The organism is Methylotuvimicrobium sp. (assembly GCF_050611805.1).
In the GTDB taxonomy this organism is placed as follows: Bacteria; Pseudomonadota; Gammaproteobacteria; order Methylococcales; family Methylomonadaceae; genus Methylotuvimicrobium.
This window is the reverse complement of the sequence record NZ_JBNGHF010000031.1, coordinates 1-21,518: the sequence shown is the minus strand read 5'-3', so window position 1 is coordinate 21,518 and position 21,518 is coordinate 1. Positions and strand designations below refer to the sequence as shown.

At 48.1% G+C, this 21,518-nt stretch carries 16 protein-coding genes; 9 read left to right on the top strand and 7 right to left on the bottom strand.

Annotated features, from left to right (window positions below; all coding sequences use genetic code 11):
• Positions 1–7: 7 nt before the first annotated feature.
• From ACRJJO_RS14825 to ACRJJO_RS14805, 5 genes are all read right to left on the bottom strand, one after another.
• Positions 8–742, bottom strand: a complete 735-nt coding sequence (locus ACRJJO_RS14825; RefSeq protein ID WP_431066458.1) for a VPLPA-CTERM sorting domain-containing protein — start codon at positions 740–742, stop codon at positions 8–10.
• Between the two features lie 172 nt (positions 743–914).
• Positions 915–2,303, bottom strand: coding sequence for an esterase-like activity of phytase family protein (locus ACRJJO_RS14820; RefSeq protein WP_431066457.1), 1,389 nt, complete (start codon positions 2,301–2,303; stop codon positions 915–917).
• Between the two features lie 87 nt (positions 2,304–2,390).
• Positions 2,391–4,955, bottom strand: coding sequence for an ExeM/NucH family extracellular endonuclease (locus ACRJJO_RS14815; protein WP_431066456.1), 2,565 nt, complete (start codon positions 4,953–4,955; stop codon positions 2,391–2,393).
• Between the two features lie 343 nt (positions 4,956–5,298).
• Entirely contained in the window at positions 5,299–7,485 is a 2,187-nt protein-coding gene (locus ACRJJO_RS14810; RefSeq protein WP_431066455.1) for a 5'-nucleotidase C-terminal domain-containing protein, read from the bottom strand.
• Positions 7,486–7,552: 67 nt separating this feature from the next.
• The gene (locus ACRJJO_RS14805) at positions 7,553–7,747 is read right to left on the bottom strand and encodes a hypothetical protein (RefSeq protein ID WP_431066454.1); all 195 of its coding nucleotides are present in this window, start codon (positions 7,745–7,747) and stop codon (positions 7,553–7,555) included.
• Positions 7,748–8,110: 363 nt separating this feature from the next.
• On the opposite strand from ACRJJO_RS14805, the gene ACRJJO_RS14800 reads away from it, so the two are divergent.
• From ACRJJO_RS14800 to ACRJJO_RS14785, 4 genes are all read left to right on the top strand, one after another.
• Entirely contained in the window at positions 8,111–8,530 is a 420-nt protein-coding gene (locus ACRJJO_RS14800; protein WP_431066453.1) for a hypothetical protein, read from the top strand.
• A gap of 273 nt (positions 8,531–8,803) precedes the next feature.
• Complete coding sequence (locus ACRJJO_RS14795) at positions 8,804–9,820, top strand: M14 family zinc carboxypeptidase (RefSeq protein WP_431066452.1); 1,017 nt, start codon at positions 8,804–8,806, stop codon at positions 9,818–9,820.
• A complete protein-coding gene (locus ACRJJO_RS14790; protein WP_431066451.1) occupies positions 9,813–10,592 on the top strand; it encodes an alpha/beta fold hydrolase in 780 nt (259 codons plus the stop codon). Before ACRJJO_RS14795 ends, ACRJJO_RS14790 begins: the two co-directional genes overlap by 8 nt.
• A 157-nt stretch (positions 10,593–10,749) precedes the next feature.
• The gene (locus ACRJJO_RS14785; protein WP_431066450.1) at positions 10,750–12,057 is read left to right on the top strand and encodes a glycerophosphodiester phosphodiesterase family protein; all 1,308 of its coding nucleotides are present in this window, start codon (positions 10,750–10,752) and stop codon (positions 12,055–12,057) included.
• Between the two features lie 791 nt (positions 12,058–12,848).
• Here the strand turns inward: ACRJJO_RS14785 and ACRJJO_RS14780 are convergent.
• Together ACRJJO_RS14780 and ACRJJO_RS14775 are read right to left on the bottom strand one after the other, a co-directional pair.
• On the bottom strand, positions 12,849–13,034 hold the full coding sequence (locus tag ACRJJO_RS14780) for a YjfB family protein (protein WP_431066449.1): 186 nt from the start codon (positions 13,032–13,034) through the stop codon (positions 12,849–12,851).
• Positions 13,035–13,474: 440 nt separating this feature from the next.
• Positions 13,475–13,861, bottom strand: coding sequence for a hypothetical protein (locus ACRJJO_RS14775; protein ID WP_404359336.1), 387 nt, complete (start codon positions 13,859–13,861; stop codon positions 13,475–13,477).
• 593 nt (positions 13,862–14,454) lie between these two features.
• Between ACRJJO_RS14775 and ACRJJO_RS14770 the strand changes: the two genes are divergently transcribed.
• From ACRJJO_RS14770 to ACRJJO_RS14750, 5 genes are all read left to right on the top strand, one after another.
• Entirely contained in the window at positions 14,455–14,958 is a 504-nt protein-coding gene (locus ACRJJO_RS14770) for an NfeD family protein (RefSeq protein WP_431066448.1), read from the top strand.
• A gap of 9 nt (positions 14,959–14,967) precedes the next feature.
• Positions 14,968–15,891 (top strand): SPFH domain-containing protein, encoded by a 924-nt coding sequence (locus tag ACRJJO_RS14765; protein ID WP_431066447.1) that lies wholly within the window; start codon positions 14,968–14,970, stop codon positions 15,889–15,891.
• Positions 15,888–16,835 carry an SPFH domain-containing protein gene (locus tag ACRJJO_RS14760; protein ID WP_431066446.1) on the top strand — a complete coding sequence of 316 codons (948 nt, stop codon included), beginning with the start codon at positions 15,888–15,890 and terminating at the stop codon, positions 16,833–16,835. Before ACRJJO_RS14765 ends, ACRJJO_RS14760 begins: the two co-directional genes overlap by 4 nt.
• 16 nt (positions 16,836–16,851) lie before the next feature.
• Entirely contained in the window at positions 16,852–18,615 is a 1,764-nt protein-coding gene (locus ACRJJO_RS14755; protein ID WP_431066445.1) for a 5-bromo-4-chloroindolyl phosphate hydrolysis family protein, read from the top strand.
• Between the two features lie 999 nt (positions 18,616–19,614).
• A complete protein-coding gene (locus ACRJJO_RS14750) occupies positions 19,615–21,150 on the top strand; it encodes a hypothetical protein (RefSeq protein WP_431066444.1) in 1,536 nt (511 codons plus the stop codon).
• Positions 21,151–21,518 lie beyond the last annotated feature (368 nt).

Here is a 21,518-nt window from a genome sequence, read left to right as displayed (position 1 = left end):
AAAATAATCAAGCACCTATTACACGACGACGACCAACGCTGATCAAGCCGATCAACGCCGAACCTAACAACCAAACTGCAGCCGGTACGGGCACCGCTGTCACATTAGCAAAAGAATTAGCGGAGAAAAGAATCGTGTCGCCATCGTTCACCAGAAAAGCTAATCCAAGCGTTTTGCTTTTGCTTTCCTGATCAGCAAAACCAAACGTCTCTAACTCTAAGAAAGAACTTGTGGTCATGGTTTCCAGACCATTTTGAGAAAAGATATCGGCCCAGAAGTTTACCCCCGCAAAGGCGTAATCGCCCGATTGACCGTCTATGACCGCGCTGATGTCATAGTCTGCTGTGAATAATAATAATCCGGAACCGTTAATTTCAATAGTCGCGTGTCGATCAACAGAAGCCAAGCCATAGCCATAAGAAGTTTGAGTGGAAGCCAGCATTTGTGATTCGTCTGCTTGTGCATTCGACCCTCCTAGCGAGACACTGATAGGGCTTGTCCAATCATTTTCAAAATCATATTGCCAATTATGGAGAGCATCAACCTCTACATCTACCTCTGTGTATTTATCCGAATAGCTATAATCCGGGATACCTGAGCCCAGATCGATCGCGGTAATATTAAAGGTGCTCCAATCTAAGAATGCCGACGCGGCCGATGCGCTCAAAGCCACGCCTGTATTAAACAATAATGCTAATCCGCCGACTGCGGACAAAACTGATTTTTGTAAAGAAATAGTCATTGTAATACTCCAAAAATTAAAGATAGGGTTTTCCTTTTATTTATAACAATATCAAGTAGCCCAGAAACTTCAGCCGAGTAGATCGGGTTAGGCGGCAGCCGTAACCCGACCTGCGTGACTATGATTCATAGCCTCATTGATAGTTATTTTTCAGCTCCATGTCTGGGTCGGTTTATCGCCCGAAACCGGAGCCTTTAACGATATCGACGCGGATTCGCTGGCCGGTGATGCCGAAATCGTCGTCATTGATCAGAATCAATTCTTTTTGGTTGGTCAATCCCAGTCCTTCCAGCTTCTCGGCGAATTGCGGTTCGGCGCCGTCAAGCGAAGAAGCAATGAAGCGGAGTTTTTTTCCGACCGGTTTAACGCCTACCGCCGACAAATCCGGATATTGTTCAAGCGTTGGAATGGTCAGAGGATCGTCCCATTCGGAACCCGCGATATTGGTCGCGCCTTTCAGATCGATCTCGTACAACGCGGTCGCTTGGTCGGTACGTTCGATCACCAAAAGACGCTCTTTATCGAGCCACATCATTTCGCTGATACGCAGATCGCGTACCCGATTGGCATCGGTCACACCGACATTTTGCAAGATACTGACCGGATCAAGCTGATAGACCCACTCGCCGACGACCTCGATCTTCGAACCTTTAGGATGTGCCTTCAGGCGAGCTTTGTAGAGACGAATATTCGGCGTATCACGCACTGTTGTATTCGGGTTGTCGAGAGGACTTTGCACGATGAAATATAGAAACCTGAAATCCGGCGAAACCGCCATCGATTCGATGCCTCGATTGATGCGGCGTTTGGCCAACAACTCTGGCAACGAGCCTTCGATTGGGTAACCGGCAGGTAAGCCTTCAACCGGATGTGTGTACTCGTTCTCGGTACCGGCCGGCACGAAACGTTTCAGAATGCGTCCGTCAGAGGCAACTTCAACAAGTCCAGTGGCGTTTTCTTCGCCGATGAAAAACCGACCGCCGAAATGAGGCAAGCGAACCACGCCTTCGGCATCGATCGCGCTTGCATCTTGATCGAGCACGTTACCGGCGCCGTCGCGCGGTATTTCGGTCGTGCCGGTGATTTGCGGGTTCAGCAAACCGCTGATCGGCGTGCCGTCAATATTGCGTAATGGAATGACTTTAAGTACTTTCAACAAACCGCTTTTTTCCATGCGCAGTTGATAGATACTGGGGGCGTAATCCGGACGTGGGTAGATACGCCCGACGCCGGCAGCGACTCCCCGCTCCGGATCGGCTGGACACGCGACTTCGGCAGTCAATCCTAAAACCGATGGTGCAGCGCCGCAAGTAAAATTTGGGCCCCGGTCGCCAACCGTCCAAATGATGTTGGGTGCATCGCCCGGTCCGCGGTAACTGCCGCTGCCGGCGCCGCCGAATAATGAAAGTGTGTTGCCCCCCGCCGGATGGGTGTACACCCCCAAATCGAGCGCCGGATCGTCGATCGCGGGCTCGAAAGAGGCCTTGATTTCAAGGGCCGAGGCGCCGGCCACCTGAACCAGGAGGCCCGCACCGATTAATGATTGAATCATTTTTTTCATTTTATCCTCAATTGCTATGGTTGACTTGATCGGGCTGACTGCAGTCAAACTCGATTGTTCTATACAGTCAGTCGGATTTATTTCCTATTACTGAAGCGGGTTTATTTTTCTTATGTAAGAGCGAAAGTTTTTATACCAAAGGCGATAATCCGCCTGTGTTACGCAGCCATCGTTGTCATAATCGGCTTCGCGGTTGAAGCGTGGCCTACCCTCGCATTGACCCATGACACGCCGGAAAGCGACAAAGTCTCTATGATCGACCGAACCGTTATTGTCTAAATCGCCCGGCACGAAGATCTCCAGAACAATCGGGTCGTGATCGGACGAACGGAACACATCCGGGTTATAGAATCGTTCGATCTGTTCTGCCGATTTGAATTCGACGTTGTAATCCAACGCGCGCGGCTCATCGGCGTTGATATGCCAAATCTGCGTATCTTTCACCTGCTCGAGTAAGGCGGAGTTAGCCAGCGTATGATCGAGGTATCCGGATTCGCCTCTAAAGACGAAAGTGTAAGCATCACTGCGGCCGATAAAGCGTGCCAATAAATCGGTAAATCCTGCATTGTTGAGTGCTGCGATTGGGTCTTCTTTGGCATAAGCGTTCAAATCACCGATGATGAGTTGATTCGCTGAGCCGCTACCGGTCGGGTCGGTTTTCAACCAGTCGGCCAGCGCTTCGGCAGCCTCTGTACGGGTTAAATTGCAATTGCCTTGACCGTCTCCGATGTCCGGATCGCCGATATCGTTGCAATCCGAACCTTTCGATTTGAGATGATTAACCGAAACCGTCACAATTTTATTGGATGCTTTATCCAAGAAGGACTGTGCCAAAACTGGCCGGTTTTTATCGTCGTTGAAGCGCGGATCGATCGATGAATTCAAGATCGCCGCTGCGTTAACGGGCGTTGTTTTGGCCGGCTTATAAATGATGCCGTTCGCGATTGCATCGTTGCCAATACGATTGACGCCTGGATCGACATATGCATAGGTGCCAACGCCGGCCTTTTGGTTTAATGCATCCACCAAGTCGGATATCGCGCTTTCCGGGCCGAAACCATCGTTTTCTAATTCCATCAGACCGATGATGTCGGAGTCGAGCCCTTCGATTGCCGCGACGATTTTGTCCGTTTGACGATTGAGTTCAAGCATCGAACTAGCACCGCGCGAGGTCGGGAAACCGCCGCCGAAGCCGTCGCCGTTAAAATAGTTGAGCACGTTGAAGCTGGCGACTTTCAGCGAGCCGAATCCGGACATTTCAGGTGGAGTTTCAGACCTTGGATTGCTTTTTTCGAAGACGGGCAACTCGATCGGCTGCAGGCGGAAAGCGCCGAAATCGTAGGCCAAAACACCCATCGCATCGGTTACGGTATCGCCGCTACGCAGCGTATTATCGGCACTCAATCCGTTAGGACCCGGGTATATCAGCGGATCGGGGTTTTGCCGGTTGCTACCGTCGTCGATGATCAACCGATTCAAAGCGCTTTGTTCGGCGTAACTGCTCGCCGCTTCGCCGGGCTCGGCTACTTGGGTCGGAATCATCAGACGACCGCCCGAAGAAACGACGGCTTCGCCGAAACGGCCTAAATTAAAGTTTTCGGTGACAGTCAACGTTTGCGGCAAATTAACGAGCATACCTTCACGCCATTCCGGATCGTTGGTTTCAGGATCGAACGGCAAGGTCAATTCGGTCAAAGCGGGCAATAGCGAACCGGTTGCACAAACGTCGACCGATGCGAGATTGACCAGGCGAGTCATATTAAATTGTTCCGAAACGGAACCGACCAGATGAACGGTATCGCCGGTATTGACCGGTACAGTGGAGGCGACGAACAACCCTTCCGATGTTCTGATATCGTCATCGGTGTCATGATCTTCCTCTTGCACGAAAAAGCCGTTCAGACCGCCGGCACCTTGAAACAAACCGGTTACAACCGCTTCGACATGTTGCACGGTGTCGGTCAGTGGACTAGCGTCACCCGAACCTTGAATCGAACTGATTAACGTAGCCGGTCGGCCGCATTGCGAAACCGGCGGCGGAGGCGGTTCAACCGTGCCGAATATTTGACCGTTATTGACGGCACCGAACGATTCCTGCGCGGCATCGTTCCAGACAAAGTCTTCGTAAACCGTGCCGCTGCCGGTCAGTTGCAGCGAAGTTCCGATTGGTGTCGAGCTGCCTTGCGCGAAGCCGATGTCGATGCTGGTCAAACCTACGGCTGGGCCGTTACCGGCAACGATGACGCCCTCGTAACTGAGAAATTGGATGACGGTATCGTTTCCGTCGACCAGTACAAACCCATCATTGGGGCCATTTTGCAGGCCGTTGACAGGATAGTTGATTACCACATATCCGAAACCGTTACCCGAATCGGGTATCGTCCCGGTCAATGTTTCGTTCGCGGTTGGGGAAGTATAAACAACCCCGTTGCTCGGGTTGTTACCGTTGTAACGCACGATGCGCCAGCCGGTCAGATTGGTTCCGGCCGGTCCTGCGATTTCGATCGCTTCGCCGACATCGGTGCCGACATTGTCGTAATGAATTTCGTTGATGAAAACAGGCGTAACAGCCTGTGCGGCAAACACCGGAGCGGCGGACGCCAAAACGGCGATGGCCGTCTTGAGCGGCGTAAACGTTTTAAAGAACGGCATGCAAGAACTCCCCGAAAAAGTGGTTATGCGCACATAGCGCTTTTTATCATCGTTCGGCTTCGTTAGATTAGCCTGCAGCGGCTATTCGTAGGTTGGTGAGATTAAAATCTATCGATGCAGAATCAAGCAAAGCTTGCTCTCGAATCGTTATAAAATGATGACGGTTCGAAGGCATTTTGATGAAAAGTAATACGCAATAGATACAAGCCTTAGAAGCTTCCCGAAGGTTTTCGAAAGATGTGCGGGGATTGCGCGGTTCTGAAGAAGCGGATTATGAACACGAGAAAAAATGTACATCCTTGTACATAGGATTCCGGCAGTGAGGATAGAGTGGTTTGCTTGCTTATGGTGTGATGATCGACTGCGTTGAAAATTCGGACGGCGCAGGAACTTTAACCGGTTCACCGCCTAGCGTTTGTTGTAAGTAGTCGATTAAGCCTTGCGCGTAATTAATGAAGGTATCGGTTACCCGGCCTTCATCACTGGCTTTTCTGAAAGTTGCGTAACCATCGCCGCCACCCGCCAGGAAGCTGTTCGTGACGACGACATAAGTCGCATTCAGATCGATTGGCAGCCAGACGCCGTCTTTTTTGATTTCGATATTGCTGAAGCGCTGGCCTCTCGGTTGAGTCAAGTCGACATCCCATCGAATCGCCGAACCATAGGGGTAAGCGCCGTCGGAGCCATTATTATCCAAGATATTACCCAACCCCTCTTCCAAGCTGTCGACAACCTCTTGTCCGGTCAGGTCGAGCTCGACCAGCGTGTTCGAGAACGGCAGCACGGTATAAGCATCGCCGATCGTAATATTGCCCGGTGCTAATTGAATGCGAACCCCGCCGGCGTTTTGCAAAGCAATATCGGCTCTGAAGGCTCTGGCGAGGAATGCATCGGTAACGATTTGCTGAATGAAGCCGCCATTGATGGAAAGTTGCGCGCCGGAATCAGCCACCGCATCCGCCGGTAATCCTTGTCCGCACTCCGGGCTGCCGCTGCGAGGACGGTTCGGCATACGACGCTCGCAGAGCCATTCGCCGGCTGCGCCGATGATATCCTTGCTAAACTCGGTAACCTGTCCGGCATAACTATCCAAAATTGCTTGCGCTTGGGGATCCGGATCTACGATGTTTAGTTGTGGAGCCGCATCGATGATCGAGCGAATTTCGGTTGCTTCGGGTTCTGCAATCACGGTCTTGTTTGCACCCGACCCTCGCGTGAAGGTATCTCCTAGCAGTAGATATGGCACGCCGCCGCAGCTGGCCAATTTACCGTCCTCAAAAGTGACGTTTAATTCGCCGACAACCCACGAATATTGCCAAGCCTGAGCGATACAAACCTGTTCTGCGTCTTTGTTCAGGGTCGAAGTCGGATAAGGACCGGACGAAGCCAGGCCAAAAGCATTAAAGTTTCCGAGTAAAGCATGCGAATCTCCGCCGATAATCGCATCGACCCCCGAAATCTGATTAGCCAAATTAATATCGTTTTGATAACCGTAGTGAGTCACCAGCACGATATTCTCGATGCCTTTAGCTTTCAGTTCATCGACATAGTGTTGAGCTGTTTCGATTTCATCAAGAAAGACCGTCGACTCGAAGGGTTGCGAGGAAACTCGGGTTTTTTGGGCTATATCGATACCGATAAACCCGACTTGCTGACCATCGAACTCCTTGATCACATAGGGTTCGATATAGTCGTTTCGAGCATTCGCCGCCAATGGTGTACCGAGGGCCGGAACAACATTTGCCGCAACCGTAGCCGTATCGCAGTTGGAGTCCGAATTCAACCAATCGAGAAATTGCGCCAAAGCGGCATCGCCGTCATCAAACTCATGATTGCCGAGTGCGAAAATATCGAAACAAGCCGTGTTCATTAAATCGGCATCAGCCTGACCTTTGAACAATGTGTAATATAACGTACCGGTGATGACGTCGCCGGCATGTACTTTCACGACATTGTCGAGTTCATTTTCGAGCGCTTTGATTTTTGCCGTCACTCGGGGGAAGCCGCCGAACGGTATATCGAATGCGCCGCCAGATGTCCCCAGATTCAAACGGCCTGCATCAGGCTGTAAGTGCGAATGATGATCGTTGATGTGTAAAATATTAATGGTTAGCGGTCCGTCGTTGTCAAGCAGCGTTCCCTTTGCAATGCCTTTAACGACTTTCGCGCCCGGAGCAGAGGCGATTCTTAACTTGAACGATTTATCAGGCTCGGCTACATCATTGTCGAAAATCGGTATGTTGATAGTCGCCGATTTAGCTCCAGCAGGAATCGTGACTCTTTGAGCGCCAGGGCGAAAGTCACGGGCGGGTTTTGCGGTGCCGCGCAACGGCACGGCATTTATCTTTATGCTTTTGCTCGTCGGGCGGTTAAGTTGAATGGAAAATGAAATGACGCCTTGGTTCTCATAAGCTGATGCGTTATTAAGGGTCAATTTAGGTTGCGAGTTTTTATTGGCCCATGCGCCATGCGCGGATAATAGGCCAACTAAAACTAGTAAAAGTTGGGACTGAGGTTTGATTCGGAACATTAAAATCCTCCAACATGAAGAATGAATTGATTAGAGAAGACAGCAATTAGGATTTATCGGTCGAATACTATTTGGAAAACTTATGTAGACGCAGTAACGCCAGGATTAGCATTAAGCAGTTTAGATTTAAGGGAGCGGCGGTTATGCCGAATAGACTGAATGGGCGATGTGCCCTGAAATCGAGCCGAAAAACCATTAGAGAATCGACGAAATTTCGTTCAACAGCTGTTATTGCCGAAACCGCAACGGTTTTAATGTTCATGATACTTTCCTCGAGAATGCATGTAAGGCGTCCGAAATGCTATAAGGCTCATATGACAAAATCATGAATTAACCTAAAAAGAGCAGTTGAGAGCCTCAAGCTACCGTTCGCCCTGAGCTTGTCGAAGGGTGAACGGTAGTTTGAGGCTTCACCAGGCGGGTGAAAGTGTTGTAGACCCTTCATGCTTCGACTTTACTCAGCACGAACGGTCTACAACACATGGTAACTGCTCTTTCTAGAATTAATGGTCATGAAATGCGCTTTGTTATTTATAGGGAGGGGCATTTTAGGAGGGTAAAAATAAAACATGCAAAACAGTATAAACGGTTTATACTGTTAATGAACCTGTCTTAAGGAGGCATCATGAATACAACCAAGCCAAAATCAAAAAATTCGACAATAGAATTAATTGAAACCGAAACCGCACTTCAGGCTAAAAAGGTCGCCGCCAAAAAAGCGCCTAAAAAACAGGCTACGGCTAAATTAGCCGAGCCGGAAATTAACGTAAAAAAAGCTGAAAGCGAAGCTCAAAAGCCGCTTAAAAAGAAAAAAGCCGCCAAGGCCAAAGTGATCCGTGACAGTTTTTCGTTTCCTGAAGAGGATTACCAGAAAATTTCGGCTTTGAAGAAAACCTGCCTATCGGCCGGTGTTCATATCAAAAAAAGTGAACTTCTTCGCGCCGGACTACATTTACTATCGAAATTGGACATTGAAAGTCTTAAACAGGCTTTGGAGCAAGTCGAAAAAGTCAAAACCGGCCGGCCAAACGCTTCTGAATCTTAGCCGGTAAAGTTATACCTTTCGCACTTCAAATTTCGGCAGTGCCGGAGGAGGCCTCGGGGTGCTCGGTAAAGGCTTTGCCAGCATGGAGCTGGCATAGAGCCTACATGGACGTATTCACGGCGTCCTTTGACGGGCACCCCGAGGCCGAATTTTCATCTACGATAAGTATAGTTAATTATTGAGTATAGAGGGAGTAATGGGTTTTAACTCAATTGTCTTTTTATCATGCTAGTGTGTTGGGATGCTGAGTAAAGAACTATACCGTTGGCTGTCATGACCGGAGTTAAATTCCCTGAACTCGACCAATTAGAACGCATTATTGATCAGCTAGGCGCAAGGGCACAGGTCGACGTAGTTACGCAAATTCAATATTACGATATTGAGTTTCCTATCTATTGCATCAGTGTTGGATCGACAGAATTGGATGCACCGGTGCTTGGTTTTTTTGGCGGTGTGCATGGGCTCGAGAAGATCGGTTCCGAAGTGATTTTATCTTACTTGCAAACCGTCGCACAGTTGTTGGATTGGGACAGAGAATTTTTAAATCGTCTTGAGCGAATGCGATTGGTATTCGTGCCTATCGTGAATCCGGTCGGAGTTTATCTCGGTACTCGAAGCAATGGCAACGGCGTCGATTTAATGCGCAACTCACCCGCCGAGGGCTCTGGCAAACGCCGATTATATAGCGGGCATCGAATCTCGGCCCGACTGCCTTGGTATCGAGGTAGTAAAGTGGCAATGGAGATGGAGGCGCAAGCTTTGTGTAGCGTCGTCGAGCACCACCTTTTTAACTCGCCCTTATCGATTGCGCTTGATTTGCACTCGGGGTTCGGTGTTCGGGATCGCTTGTGGTTTCCGTATGCGTCAAAAAAAACACCTTTTACTTTTATTGCAGAAACCGTGTCCTTAAAGGAACGCTATGATTGTTGCTATCCGCATCATATTTACACAATTGAGCCGACTTGCAAGGAATACGTGATTAATGGCGATTTGTGGGATTACTTATTCGATGAGTTTGTTGAACAGTTTGGTTCCGAGCGGCTGTTTCTTCCGTTTACGTTGGAGATGGGGTCATGGCTTTGGTTGCGAAAAAACCCGATGCATTTATTTCTAAAACACGGCTTATTTCATCCGATCTTACCGCATCGACAGCAAAGAATTTTACGGCGGCATTTCATGTTGTTCGACTTTCTTCAACGGAGCCTATTGTATCCGGAGCAGTGGACAAAGCTCGATCAACAACAAAGGCAGCTAAATATAAACAAAGCTTTGAGGCTTTGGTATGAATGAGTCGCTCGGAAAACATTGGATTTTGCTCAGAGGTCTAGCTAGGGAGTCCGCGCATTGGGGCGATTTCGTGCCGCTATTGCAAGACGTATTTCCGGCATCCAGGATCAGCTTGATCGATTTGCCGGGCACGGGTTGTTATCATCGAAAAGTCAGTCCATGCTCGATACGAGCGATAGCGGAAAGTGTGCGACATGACGCGCTTGCGAAAGGCTTGCTGGAAACGCCTGTCTCAATTCTAGGGCTTTCGCTCGGAGCGATGGTTGCCTGGGAATGGTTGAGCCGTCATCCTGAAGACATTGCCGGCGAGGTTTTGATGAATACCAGCTTTGCCGATCTAAGTCCCTTTTATATGCGCTTGCGTCGGCAAAGTTATCGCGATTTTGCCGAATTGGCGATGACGCGCGATATTTTTCGGCGAGAATCCCGCATTGTTCGTTTGGTTAGTAATCGAAAAAATCGTTATGAAGCGATCATCGATGAATGGGTGCGGATACAAAAAGCGCGACCGATTTCCACTAAAAATGCTTTACGACAAATTGTCGCGGCAGCTACTTATAAGCCGAGCAACAGCAATCCTCAGCGTCCGATTTTGTTATTGAACGGGCAGGGTGATCGTCTGGTATCGCCCGTATGTTCTGAGGCTATTCATAACAAATGGCGTATTGAACTGCGTGCCCATTCCTGGGCCGGCCATGATTTGACCCTCGATGACGGCGAATGGGTGGCGACGCAAATACAGGATTGGGTTGCGCAATTAATAAAGAAACGATGAAAAAGGGGTATAAAGCGTTACCCGAATTCAACTGGCCCTTACAAATACTGATTTAACAAAACGGTCATGGAAAGGACATTATTTTGAAACCCAATGCGTATAGAGTCGTTTTGCCGGAATTAATCGGCATCCCAAAATGACTAAGAGGAGAGACTCAATGCGCATCATTTTAAACACAATAGCGGTTACCGCCCTACTGTCCTTATCGTTATCCTCATCGGTATTAGCCGATTCGAAAGACAAAAATCCATCATTCAACGCTAGGGGGGCGAGTGCTGCTAAGCATCATAAGATCAATACCCAGCCCATAAAACACGGAAAAAACAAAAAATTCAACGTCCAACTTGGACCTCGCCCTTATTTCTTAATCGAGGACATGGACGATGGTAAACTGAAAACCGCTTTGCAACAATGTTCAGAAGGTCCGTTTTATAAAACTGATTTCTCGATCGGTCACCGGGGCGCGGCACTGCAATTTCCCGAGCATACCAAAGAATCCTATGAAGCGGCTGCCAGAATGGGAGCCGGTATTTTGGAATGCGACGTAACCTTTACTAAGGACAAGGAATTGGTCTGCCGCCATTCGCAATGCGATCTGCATACGACAACCAACATTCTTGCGACCGAACTCGCCGGCAATTGTTCAGTCCCACCCGACTACAGCAGCGACAAACCGTTCGCTAACGTTAAGTGCTGCACCAGCGACATTACGCTCGCTGAATTCAAAACTCTCAAAGGAAAGATGGATGCCGGAAACCCGGATGCAAAAACGCTCAACGAATATCTGAATTCGACTCCTAATTGGCGCACCGACCTGTATTCCGCCAATGGAACGGTGTTGAGCCACGCCGAAAGTATCGAGCTGTTCAAAGCGCTGGGCGTCAAAATGACACCGGAATTGAAATCTCCGAGTGTGGAAATGCCTTTCGACGGATTCTCACAGCAAGACTACGCGCAAAAAATGATTGACGAATACAAAGCTGCGGGAGTTAAAGCCAAGGATGTCTATGCACAGTCTTTTAATCTGGACGATGTGTTGTACTGGATCGACAATGAGCCGAAATTCGGTAGAAAGGCGGTTTTTCTGGAAAACCTGAATACTGAGGCCGATTTATCGGGTGCGATCTCCCGGTTGCCGCTCTTAGTCCACGAAGGCGTCAACATTGTCGCACCGCCGCTTTGGGCGTTGGTCACTTTGAATGCTAAAAATCAAATCGTACCTTCTGATTATGCAATAAAAATCAAAGAAGCGGGCCTTGACATCATTACTTGGACTCTGGAACGATCGGGCTTGCTGAAAAACGGAGGCGGCTTTTACTATCAATCCGTTACCGATGGTGTCGGCAAGGATGGCGACACGATGGTGATGTTAGATGTTTTAGCCAAACAAGTTGGGATTATCGGAATTTTTACCGATTGGCCCGCGACCGTCACTTATTATGCAAACTGCATGAAATTGAAATAACTGAAAAGAAGCCCGCTCCGGGAACAGCCCGAAACTTAGACTTGCTATTACAAGGTGCTGCCGACAATCGACGGATCGTCGGCAGCTTAAAATTAAATTTCTGCGGCTAACGACTGAATTGATATAAGGCAAACATAAGGAGACGCTACGGGTAAGAATCTTAATAGAGCCTAGCCGAGTTGTTTCCGATCATCACTGTACCGGAAAAGCCGTCGATTTTTCTTAATTTTTCGACTAAGCATACATCTTGATTTTTACAAGGTAATTTTTATGAAACGTTACCGTTTTCACACTTTTTTCCACAGACAGAGTTCGCCTTCGAAAAAGATAAGTCCTTGCTCAGAAACTTAGTTTAGTTACTAAATCTTTAAGGGAGAAAATAGGTATAAGGTATTGATATATATTTATATATAGGAAATTTGTGCAATTTTTATACAATTTGAATCAATATCAATAGTTATGCGGTATAAAGTGTTAATCAAACAAGAGGTCCACAAATTTATCCACAGATACTGTGAATAACTTCGCATTTTTTCTCTTGTTAAATTCCACAAATTACGAACTCCGAAATTTTACTGTGAAAGTTCGAATTCCTTATCTAATTTTTCGATATGTAAAAATCTGCTGTAAAAATGCCGGTTCCGAATAGGGTACGGTTGCTCGACCTGCAGGAGTCGGTGGCAGAGAGCCGCCGTCTACCCCTTATTTCCCTTCCCAGGTGTTGAGCAAAATAGCATTGCCATAAAAAACAAAAATCTGACCGCGCAAAGTATAGCTATTGACGGCTTTCTTTAAACATAAACATCGATGCCACCCTCGGCTGCGGACGTCGACTCGATCAATTTTACTACGGCTTCGCCTTCCGCTTCTTGTTGATCTTGAATTTTATTGAGTACCGCGACATTGGCATCGAGTGCGGTTTGCTGCAGGGACATTCGGGTGGCTAGACTGGCTAAGCCCGAGACGGAATCTACCATGACATACTCCTCTTTTTAGTTGATCGCAAACGGGTTATCGGCAAGACCTCTCGTTAGTTGAGATGATGTGTATTTCGGTTTTATGAGAAGGTTAAAAACGGTTATGGTTCTCATGTATGTTTTGAAAACCGAAATGGAAGTGTGGAAGTGCGGCATTTTATCTATCGTAAGCAGCGTTAAACAAGGCTATGTTTTCGTTAATAGTCGGCGTCGACCCGATATGGACTGTCGGGGCCTCGAAGCCATGGGTGGCGAGAGGCTTTTCTTGTCTTGTGGTCTAGATCCCGGCAATCCTTGCCGGGATTACGCTTTCGATGTCTTTACAGCTACCAACGCAAACATAGCCTTAAACAAAGCCCATATTGAGCGGCGCTGAGGACTGAGAAAAACGTTGGATTGTTATCCGATATAACGATACTGCTCAGTTAAATAGTAAATAGCTATTTTTTCTGGAAATAATAAATGTCGCCGTATTTACCTTTGAGCGTCATGCTTTTTTCATCTTTTTCGAGTAGCGAAAAAATATCGAAGCGATCGGAGCGACCCAACAAGGCTATTTTCAGTTTGCCGTCCTCTATTACGTATTTTACCGGCAATTGGTCATAATATGAGCCCTCTCGAGGGATATTCGTAATAGTGACTTTTCCGTTATTAAAAGCCCAAGTGTCTTCACGTTTTAACTTTTCTTTGGCATCGATTGATTTTTTAGTATATTCCAGTTTCCACTTGCCTTGAACGTCTTGAATCGATTCGAAGGCGGCTTCAGCCCAAGCATGGCCTGTAATAACCATTAAACCTAATAAAGCTGCAAATTTTATAATTCTCATAGTTTTACCCTTGTGTTATATAAGCGACTTCATTGTACGCGTGCTGAAGTAAAGTATCTCGAAATTTTTTGCAAGTTCGTTGTTTTCGATTAACTGCGCCATATAGCTTTCGCAGTTCAAATTTGGGCATTAAGGAACGAGCATGAAATAACTTCGACGAATGCTGAAAGGGGGTTCGGTGGCTCGATTGCCATGGATGTATTCACCCAGCACCTAAATTCCATAGCCCTTTAGCTATGGTAACTATCGTGCATAATTCTAGGTGCTGGGTTCACGGCGTCCTGTCAAGCGAGTCGCCGAACCTCCACAGTGCCTAAAACTTGTAGAAGTAAATTTGTGCATATTCCTAACATATTGAGGTGGCGGGGCGCGCGATCCCCTGCTATCAGAAAGCAACAGCCTTATAGACCTGTCCGGCGAGTAACCGAACCCGCTACAAATCTCATAGCTCCAAGAAGTAATTTTTCACGAAATCCTTATACGCTACTATTTTTAATTAATTTAACTACAATCAATTCCATGCGTGTCCTTCTTTTTCAAGTAAGAAGCCGCGGAGTAGATACCGATACAAAACGACATATTTTGGGCTATCCATGCACGGCTATGAAATTGTAAATATCTGGCTTATCGGCGGCATTATTCTCATGCTGCTGGAAATTTTGTTGCCCGGCGGCATAGTGTTTTTTCTAGGGCTCGGTGCCGTGCTGGTTTCCGCTTTGCTTTACACCGGTCTAATAGAGGGCTGGTTACAAGCTTTCACTTTTTGGTTTATCGGCTCTCTCACGTTGGTTTTCGGTTTGCGTGGGGTCGCCCAAAAACTCATTCCGGCACAAGTCGATCAGGGGAAGACCGATGAAGATCTGGATGCCTACGATGCACTGGCTAAAGTCTGCGAGCCTATACCCGCAGGCGGCGAGGGGCGTATTGCGTTTCGAGGCAGCACTTGGAAAGCTAGAAACTATCGTAATGACCAAAATTTGGACGTTGGGGCCGAGGTGCGCATTATTTTTCGCGAAAATCTGGTGTGGGTGGTTGATGCCGTCGAAACCAATAAAACCACGAGCGAAACCGACTCGAATAATAACTCAATAAAATAGGAGTACGTTATGCTTACTACCCTTACGATATTCGTCATATTGGCCGGTATCATTTTTTGGAAGCTGTTGATTATCGTTCCGATGCGTCAATCTTGCGTCTTGGAGCGATTAGGCAATTTTCGATGCGTTCTGGAACCCGGTTATCATGTTGTCGTACCCTTTTTAGACAAGGTGGCTTATCGCCATGAGATTCGCGAGCAAGTGTTCGATATTCCGGCACAAAGCTGCATCACCCGAGATAATATACAGGTTGCGGTCGACGGTATCGTCTATTTGAAAGTGATGGATGCCAAACGGGCCAGTTACGGAATCGGCGATTATCAGATGGCCAGCGTCAATTTGGCGCAAACGACGATGCGTTCCGAAATCGGTAAGCTGACGCTTGGCGATACCTTTTATGAGCGCGATAAATTGAATGAAGCGATTGTACGAGAAATCGACAAAGCCTCGGATCCTTGGGGAATCAAGGTCATGCGTTACGAAATCAAAAATATTTCGCCTTCCGCGCAAGTGGTGCATACCTTGGAAAAGCAAATGGAGGCCGAACGCGAAAAGCGCGCGGAAATTACCTTAGCCATGGCGGAAAAAGAGTCGAAAATTCTGATATCGGAAGGTCATCGTCAGGAGGCGATCAATATTTCCGAAGGTCAGAAACAAAAGCGCATCAATGAGGCTTTAGGGCGCGCGAGTGAAATTGGGATACTAGCCGAAGCCTCCGCCGAGGGCTTGCAGAAAGTTGCCGCAGCCATTAAGAAGCCGGGCGGTGATATGGCGGTAAAAATGCGTTTGGTCGAGGATTTTATCGGTCGAACAGGCGAGGTCATGAAAGGGGCCAATGTATCGGTGTTGCCTACCGATCTTGCTCACATCAAAGGTCTGCTGTCGGCGCTTAATCAAAACCTGCCGGTCGCTAAAATGGGAGCAAACAAATGAATAATGAAGTCAGTCTAATCGATTTATTTAATTTTGCCGTATGGGGCATTATTTTTCTTGTCATCATTACACAGCTATTTCGTTCCATTCGCATCGTTTCCACGCGCACGGCTCTGATTGTAGAGCGTTTAGGCAAGTACAAGGCCACATTGGGCCCTGGTTTTCATGTGCTGATCCCGTTTATCGATGTCGTGACCGCAATACAGGACTTGCGCGAAGAAACCATCGATGTCCCGCCGCAAGAATGTTTTTCCAAGGACGAGGTACAGGTCGAAGTCGATGGCGTCATTTATATGTCGGTTTCCGATCCTATTAAAGCGACTTATGGCGTGACTGATTATCGATTTGCCGCGATGCAGTTGGCGCAGACCACGACCCGTTCGGTGATCGGTACGTTGGAGTTGGACAAAACTTTCGAAGAGCGCGACATGATCAGTCAAGCGGTGGTGGATACGCTCAATGCCGCGGGTGAAACCTGGGGCGTGCATGTGCATCGTTACGAAATCAAGAATATCAAGCCGCCGAGCACGGTTCAGAGCGCGATGGAAAAGCAAGTGACCGCCGAACGGGAAAAACGCGCCATTCTGGCCAGAGCCGAAGGCGACAAGCAAAGCCGGATCAACACTTCCGAAGGCACGATGCGAGAACTGATCAATTTGTCGGAAGGCGAACGCCAACGTTTGGTCAACGAAGCCGAAGGCAGGGCGTCCGAAATTTTGGCCTTGGCGACCGCGACGGCCGAATCCATCGAGAAAATCGGTAATGCAGTCGTCCAGCCGGGCGGCGAGGAAGCCATCAAACTCAATTTATCGGAAAAGTTTATCGATAATATCGCGCATTTGGCCGATGCCGAGACTTCGGTGATCTTCCCGGCCGATTTGACTAATTTGAACCAGCTATTGGAAGCGCTCGATTTACATATTGAACGTCAGGCAAGTGCATGATGGGTTGACTTCTTAGATGAACTTATTTCGTGTACTTCCCTCAATCAAGTCGTTGCGAATGTTCGTCGGCGCTTGCCTGTTGTTATCGCTGTTTGTCGGTATAGGCGGCTTGGCACATGGAAAAAAACCGAATGATTTAGCGGCTCCCGTATACCTGGTAAACATAGATGCCGTAATCAATCCGGGCACGTCCGCCCTGCTTGAGCATGCGGTCGAAACAGCAGAAGCCCATTCCGCAGCTGCGTTGATCCTACGAATCAATACCCCGGGTGGCTTACTGAGTAGCACGCGAGACATGGTTCGCGCAATTTCGGAGTCTAAGGTGCCGGTTATCGGATACGTGGGGCCGGCCGGAGCCAGCGCGACATCGGCCGGTGCGTTTATTTTGCTGTCCACGCATCTTGCGGTGATGAATTCCGGTACAAATGTCGGTGCCGCATCGCCGGTTGCGGGCGATGGCGGCGAGATACAAGGTACCATGGCAAAGAAAATCATGAGCGATACCCGGGCTTTCATGCGGGGTATCGCCAAGCATCACAATCGCAATGCGGATATTGCCGAACGTTTCGTTTCCGAAGCCGAAAGCCTATCTGCCGATGAAGCCTTGGAAGCCAATGTGGTCGATCTGGTGGTGCCGGGATTTTCTGAACTGATGAAAGCCGTTGACGGACGTAACATTCAATTTCAGGGTCAATTGCTTATCCTGGCGCTCTCGGATAAAGAAATTCGCCAGATTACCCCGAGGTTTATCGATCATATTCTGGGGCTAGTCGCGCATCCGCAGATCGCGCACATGCTGGTTTCTGTGGGTCTACTCGCGATTTTTATCGAAATGCTCGCTCCGGGCCTAACCCTTCCCGGTATCCTCGGCACGATCGCGCTGGTTTTGGGCTTAGTCGGCATGCAAGCCTTACCCGTTAACCTTGGTTTTCTATTGCTGTTATTGTTCGGTATTGCGTTGATGATCGCCGAATATTTCGTTGCCGGCTTCGGCGTACTGGGTATCGGCGGAGCGATCGCCTTCGTGCTGGGTAGTTTGAATCTATTCGACGGCCCCATCCCGGCCGATCAGAGCAACACGATATTATCGGTTAGCATTGCAGTGAGTGCCGCAATGCTGCTCGCTACGTTGCTTATCACCGGTAGCTTTATTTTCGGTTCGCGCAATAAAAGCTTGAAAGGCAAAATCGGGGAAGCAATGGTCGATTTCGATAGCAACGGCTATGTGCTGATCGATCAACAACGATTCTCTGCCGATACGCTCGAACCGTTGCGTCACGGCGACCGGATCGAGGTTGTTAAAATTGATCGGAACGACCGCTTACTGGTTAAAAAAGCACGGCAAAATTCGCCCGGCACGACAGACGAATCGGTCGATGAAGCCAAGCAAACGGTCGCCGAGTCCCGTAGCATGATTCGGCGAATCGAACAGGCCGGCAATCTAATTCATAATCACGAATTCAAAAGTCGGATAGATCGTATCTGTAGAGTTGCCGACAGCATTTTAAGCGAAATCGAAGCCGACCCGCGAGATATTCGCAAAGCTAGAAAATTTCTTAATGTTTATCTCGATGGAGCAATGCAAGTCACCGAAGGCTATGCCAAAACGCACAGTCATATCCAATCCGGTCAATTGACACAGAATTTTCGTAATGTACTCGAAACGATTGAAGCGACCTTTCTGGAACAGCAACAAAAATTGTTTGAAGACGACCTATTCGATCTTGATGTCAAAATAGAAGTATTAACCGCGCAACTTAAGCGGGAAGGTATTCGTTGATGCAGGATCCTATCGTTTCCACGCTCCAGTGCTCATCATTATACATAAGTCAAAAATTACCCTTTTGCAATCTTAAGGAATATGCACAAAATAACTGCTACAAATAGTGGGCTTTGCGGCGATTCGGTGACTCGCTTGACAGGACGCCGTGAACCCAGCACCTAAATCCAGCACCTAAATTCCATAGGTCTTTGGCAATGATTCAAAATCATGGCTTATTTAGGTGCTGGGTGAATACATCCATGTAGGCTTGACGGCGGAATCTGATTGCCATGGATGGCATGAATGCAGATTTTGCAGGAGCAAAAATCTGCCCTGCCGCCGACACCTGTCAATCGAGCCACCGAACCCCCTCCCAGAAGTTGTCGAAGTTATTTCATGCTCGTTCCTAACCAATGAAACCTCGATACCCTTTATTGTCACTTAACACCCTCGGGTCTCCCTCACCTAACGCTAGGTGATTCGCGTAGGGTACGCTGTGCGTACCATGGTAACCCCGCGATGTTCATGTGCCCACCGAACCGTCAGGGCACGGCTTTGGTACGCGCAGCGTACCCTACAATTTATGTATAACGATGAGCGCTCCGGCGGGGGAACGACAATTGCCGGTGGGCTGAATAGTTACAATTTCGATAGCATTCATTTAGCCCCTGGTTTTCTCTCTAACAGATTACGTAATAAGATTTTTATCATTAATTCCTCTCTTCGCCATCCAAGAAAAGCATCTTGGTCCTCTTCATCCCAAGAACGATGGGATAATTGAACGACAACAGGTTTCGGTTTATTCTGAAACCAGTAAGAGACCTTGTCGCACCATGTCAAGTATAATAAATCCACTGGATACCGCAATGGACGCTCGGCTGGTTATACCTATCGTACTTCAAATTGCGACATTAACGTATGGACCTGCCATAGAGCCGACACGGATATCATTGTCTTTTGACTATGATGACAACCCTAATTCGAACCTTAAAAAAAGCACGTAGGAGCAGGCGCACGATGACTGTTGAACTTATGATTAACTTTGCGGTGCAGTTTCTTGGAACCTTGGCAGTACTATTCCTGGCCTATCGTTCCTTCCAAAAACGTCGGATTCAATTAGGCGCAGAACCGACGCTTCCGCAATATTTTATCCGCAGAACCACCTATTGGTTAGGGGTTGCGTCGTACTGCGCGTTCATGGCGGCGTTATATTTATTACTAACTTTGCAGTGGTTGCCCTTGGAACCATTGATAACGCTTATCGTTAAAAACCTTCGTTCTCGGGAATTGTTGGATCTTCTGAACGGCTTGGACGGAACCAAGATCGTACCGTTGATTACCGCCGGGCTATTTTTATTTTTTATCGCTTGGGAAAGTAAAATTAACCCCTTGCTAATTTTGAGAGACAACATACATGATGCTTTTGCCATCCCAACTAAAGCGGTAGAGGTCTATAACGCTCTGATTGCCTCAAGATTATCGGCGGTTGACGAGAAACTGAAAGAGCAAATTGCCAATCGATTGTTAGTGTCAAGCATCGACCCCGGCGACTTCGACATGTCCAGTGCCACGGTCGAATATAAGTGGGCTCATAATTGTTTGCTTTTTGATCGGATACAATATTATGCGAATCAGTCGTCTTTTCGTCGATTGTTCAACGAACCGTCTCTGAAATGGGGGGAAATTTGTATTTCCTATAATGCCATGTCGGAAAAAGTGGCGGTTTGGAAGGAAGCGGAGCCGCATTACACCAAGACGGTCAAGTTAATCAAGGAACTGGATCAACTCACCGGTTTGTTGTGCCGCATGCTCGCCTCCTTGATCGTGTTCGGTAGCGCCAGCGAGAACGATATTTGGGCAACCGTGAAACAACTCGGCGGGAATGTTCACGAAGCTCGCTTGAAACACACCTATAAGTATATTTTGATTTTCATGGCGGCCTCCGCTATCGGAGTCATATTGGGTCGAGAAATTTCGGTTTCGTTACACAATGCTTTCCTGTTTCCGAATAAGCCTTTGGCCCACTTTAGCTATACGACGCTTCGGTGGATCGCCTATGTCATGCCGATGTATGTTCTTCCGTTAGCGCTGGTTTTTGTTTCACGTACGCTTGCCTTCAGGCGCCAGCGGGAGCAATACGATCGCTATTACGGATTTTACATGACGATGATGATCATGGGGTTTATTGTCAGTACCACGGTATCGACACTCGTACTCGAGTTAACTTTCTATCGTCGAGAATATTTCAACTTTTTGGAAAGCTTTTTAGATCATATGCGTTGGGGAATTCTTCCTGCGCTGATATGCGGTTTTGTGGCCTATCGAATGGACACGCCAGTGACTGAATCGGAAACGCTAGGTAATTGCCTGGTAAACGCGACGTTGCGATTTCTTGGGTGGGGGGCTGTCGCCGTTATTATCATGCTTTATGCGACCGACGACTTAATCATACAAGAGTCGAATCTGCGGTTTACTTTAGTGGGTACGGCTTTCTTTGTGGTTGGTCTGTTAGGAGCCACTGCCCGTTTTAAAACAGCGCGTGCTGACGATTAGGCGGTTACCGGGAGGTGGGCCCAGGGCGCACGCAGTACTTTGTTGACATGCACGGTTCTGGGGGGGCGTCACCATATACAATACTCCCTTTATACTCAAAAAATGGCTAATTTTATAAGGGTATGGGGTGTGGCTGGCGAGGAAGTCGGCAGCAGGGCAGATTTTTGCTCCATGCAAAATCTGCATTCACGCCATCCTTGGCGTTCGAATGCTGCCGTCAAGCCCCCATGGATGGGTTTACCCAGCACCTAAATTCCTTAGTCCATTGGCTATGGTTAACTATCTAGGATAATTTAGGTGCTGGGTGAACGGTGGTCCTCGATAGACACATCCCATACCTTTTATTCTTAGACGGTTTTTCGATCAAA

Coding starts and splice junctions, on each gene's coding strand:
- ACRJJO_RS14825 (WP_431066458.1), bottom strand. CDS start 742: ATGACTATTTCTTTACAAAAATCAGTTTTGTCCGCAGTCGGCGGATTA.
- ACRJJO_RS14820 (WP_431066457.1), bottom strand. CDS start 2,303: ATGAAAAAAATGATTCAATCATTAATCGGTGCGGGCCTCCTGGTTCAG.
- ACRJJO_RS14815 (WP_431066456.1), bottom strand. CDS start 4,955: ATGCCGTTCTTTAAAACGTTTACGCCGCTCAAGACGGCCATCGCCGTT.
- ACRJJO_RS14810 (WP_431066455.1), bottom strand. CDS start 7,485: ATGTTCCGAATCAAACCTCAGTCCCAACTTTTACTAGTTTTAGTTGGC.
- ACRJJO_RS14805 (WP_431066454.1), bottom strand. CDS start 7,747: ATGAACATTAAAACCGTTGCGGTTTCGGCAATAACAGCTGTTGAACGA.
- ACRJJO_RS14800 (WP_431066453.1), top strand. CDS start 8,111: ATGAATACAACCAAGCCAAAATCAAAAAATTCGACAATAGAATTAATT.
- ACRJJO_RS14795 (WP_431066452.1), top strand. CDS start 8,804: ATGACCGGAGTTAAATTCCCTGAACTCGACCAATTAGAACGCATTATT.
- ACRJJO_RS14790 (WP_431066451.1), top strand. CDS start 9,813: ATGAATGAGTCGCTCGGAAAACATTGGATTTTGCTCAGAGGTCTAGCT.
- ACRJJO_RS14785 (WP_431066450.1), top strand. CDS start 10,750: ATGCGCATCATTTTAAACACAATAGCGGTTACCGCCCTACTGTCCTTA.
- ACRJJO_RS14780 (WP_431066449.1), bottom strand. CDS start 13,034: ATGGTAGATTCCGTCTCGGGCTTAGCCAGTCTAGCCACCCGAATGTCC.
- ACRJJO_RS14775 (WP_404359336.1), bottom strand. CDS start 13,861: ATGAGAATTATAAAATTTGCAGCTTTATTAGGTTTAATGGTTATTACA.
- ACRJJO_RS14770 (WP_431066448.1), top strand. CDS start 14,455: ATGCACGGCTATGAAATTGTAAATATCTGGCTTATCGGCGGCATTATT.
- ACRJJO_RS14765 (WP_431066447.1), top strand. CDS start 14,968: ATGCTTACTACCCTTACGATATTCGTCATATTGGCCGGTATCATTTTT.
- ACRJJO_RS14760 (WP_431066446.1), top strand. CDS start 15,888: ATGAATAATGAAGTCAGTCTAATCGATTTATTTAATTTTGCCGTATGG.
- ACRJJO_RS14755 (WP_431066445.1), top strand. CDS start 16,852: ATGAACTTATTTCGTGTACTTCCCTCAATCAAGTCGTTGCGAATGTTC.
- ACRJJO_RS14750 (WP_431066444.1), top strand. CDS start 19,615: ATGACTGTTGAACTTATGATTAACTTTGCGGTGCAGTTTCTTGGAACC.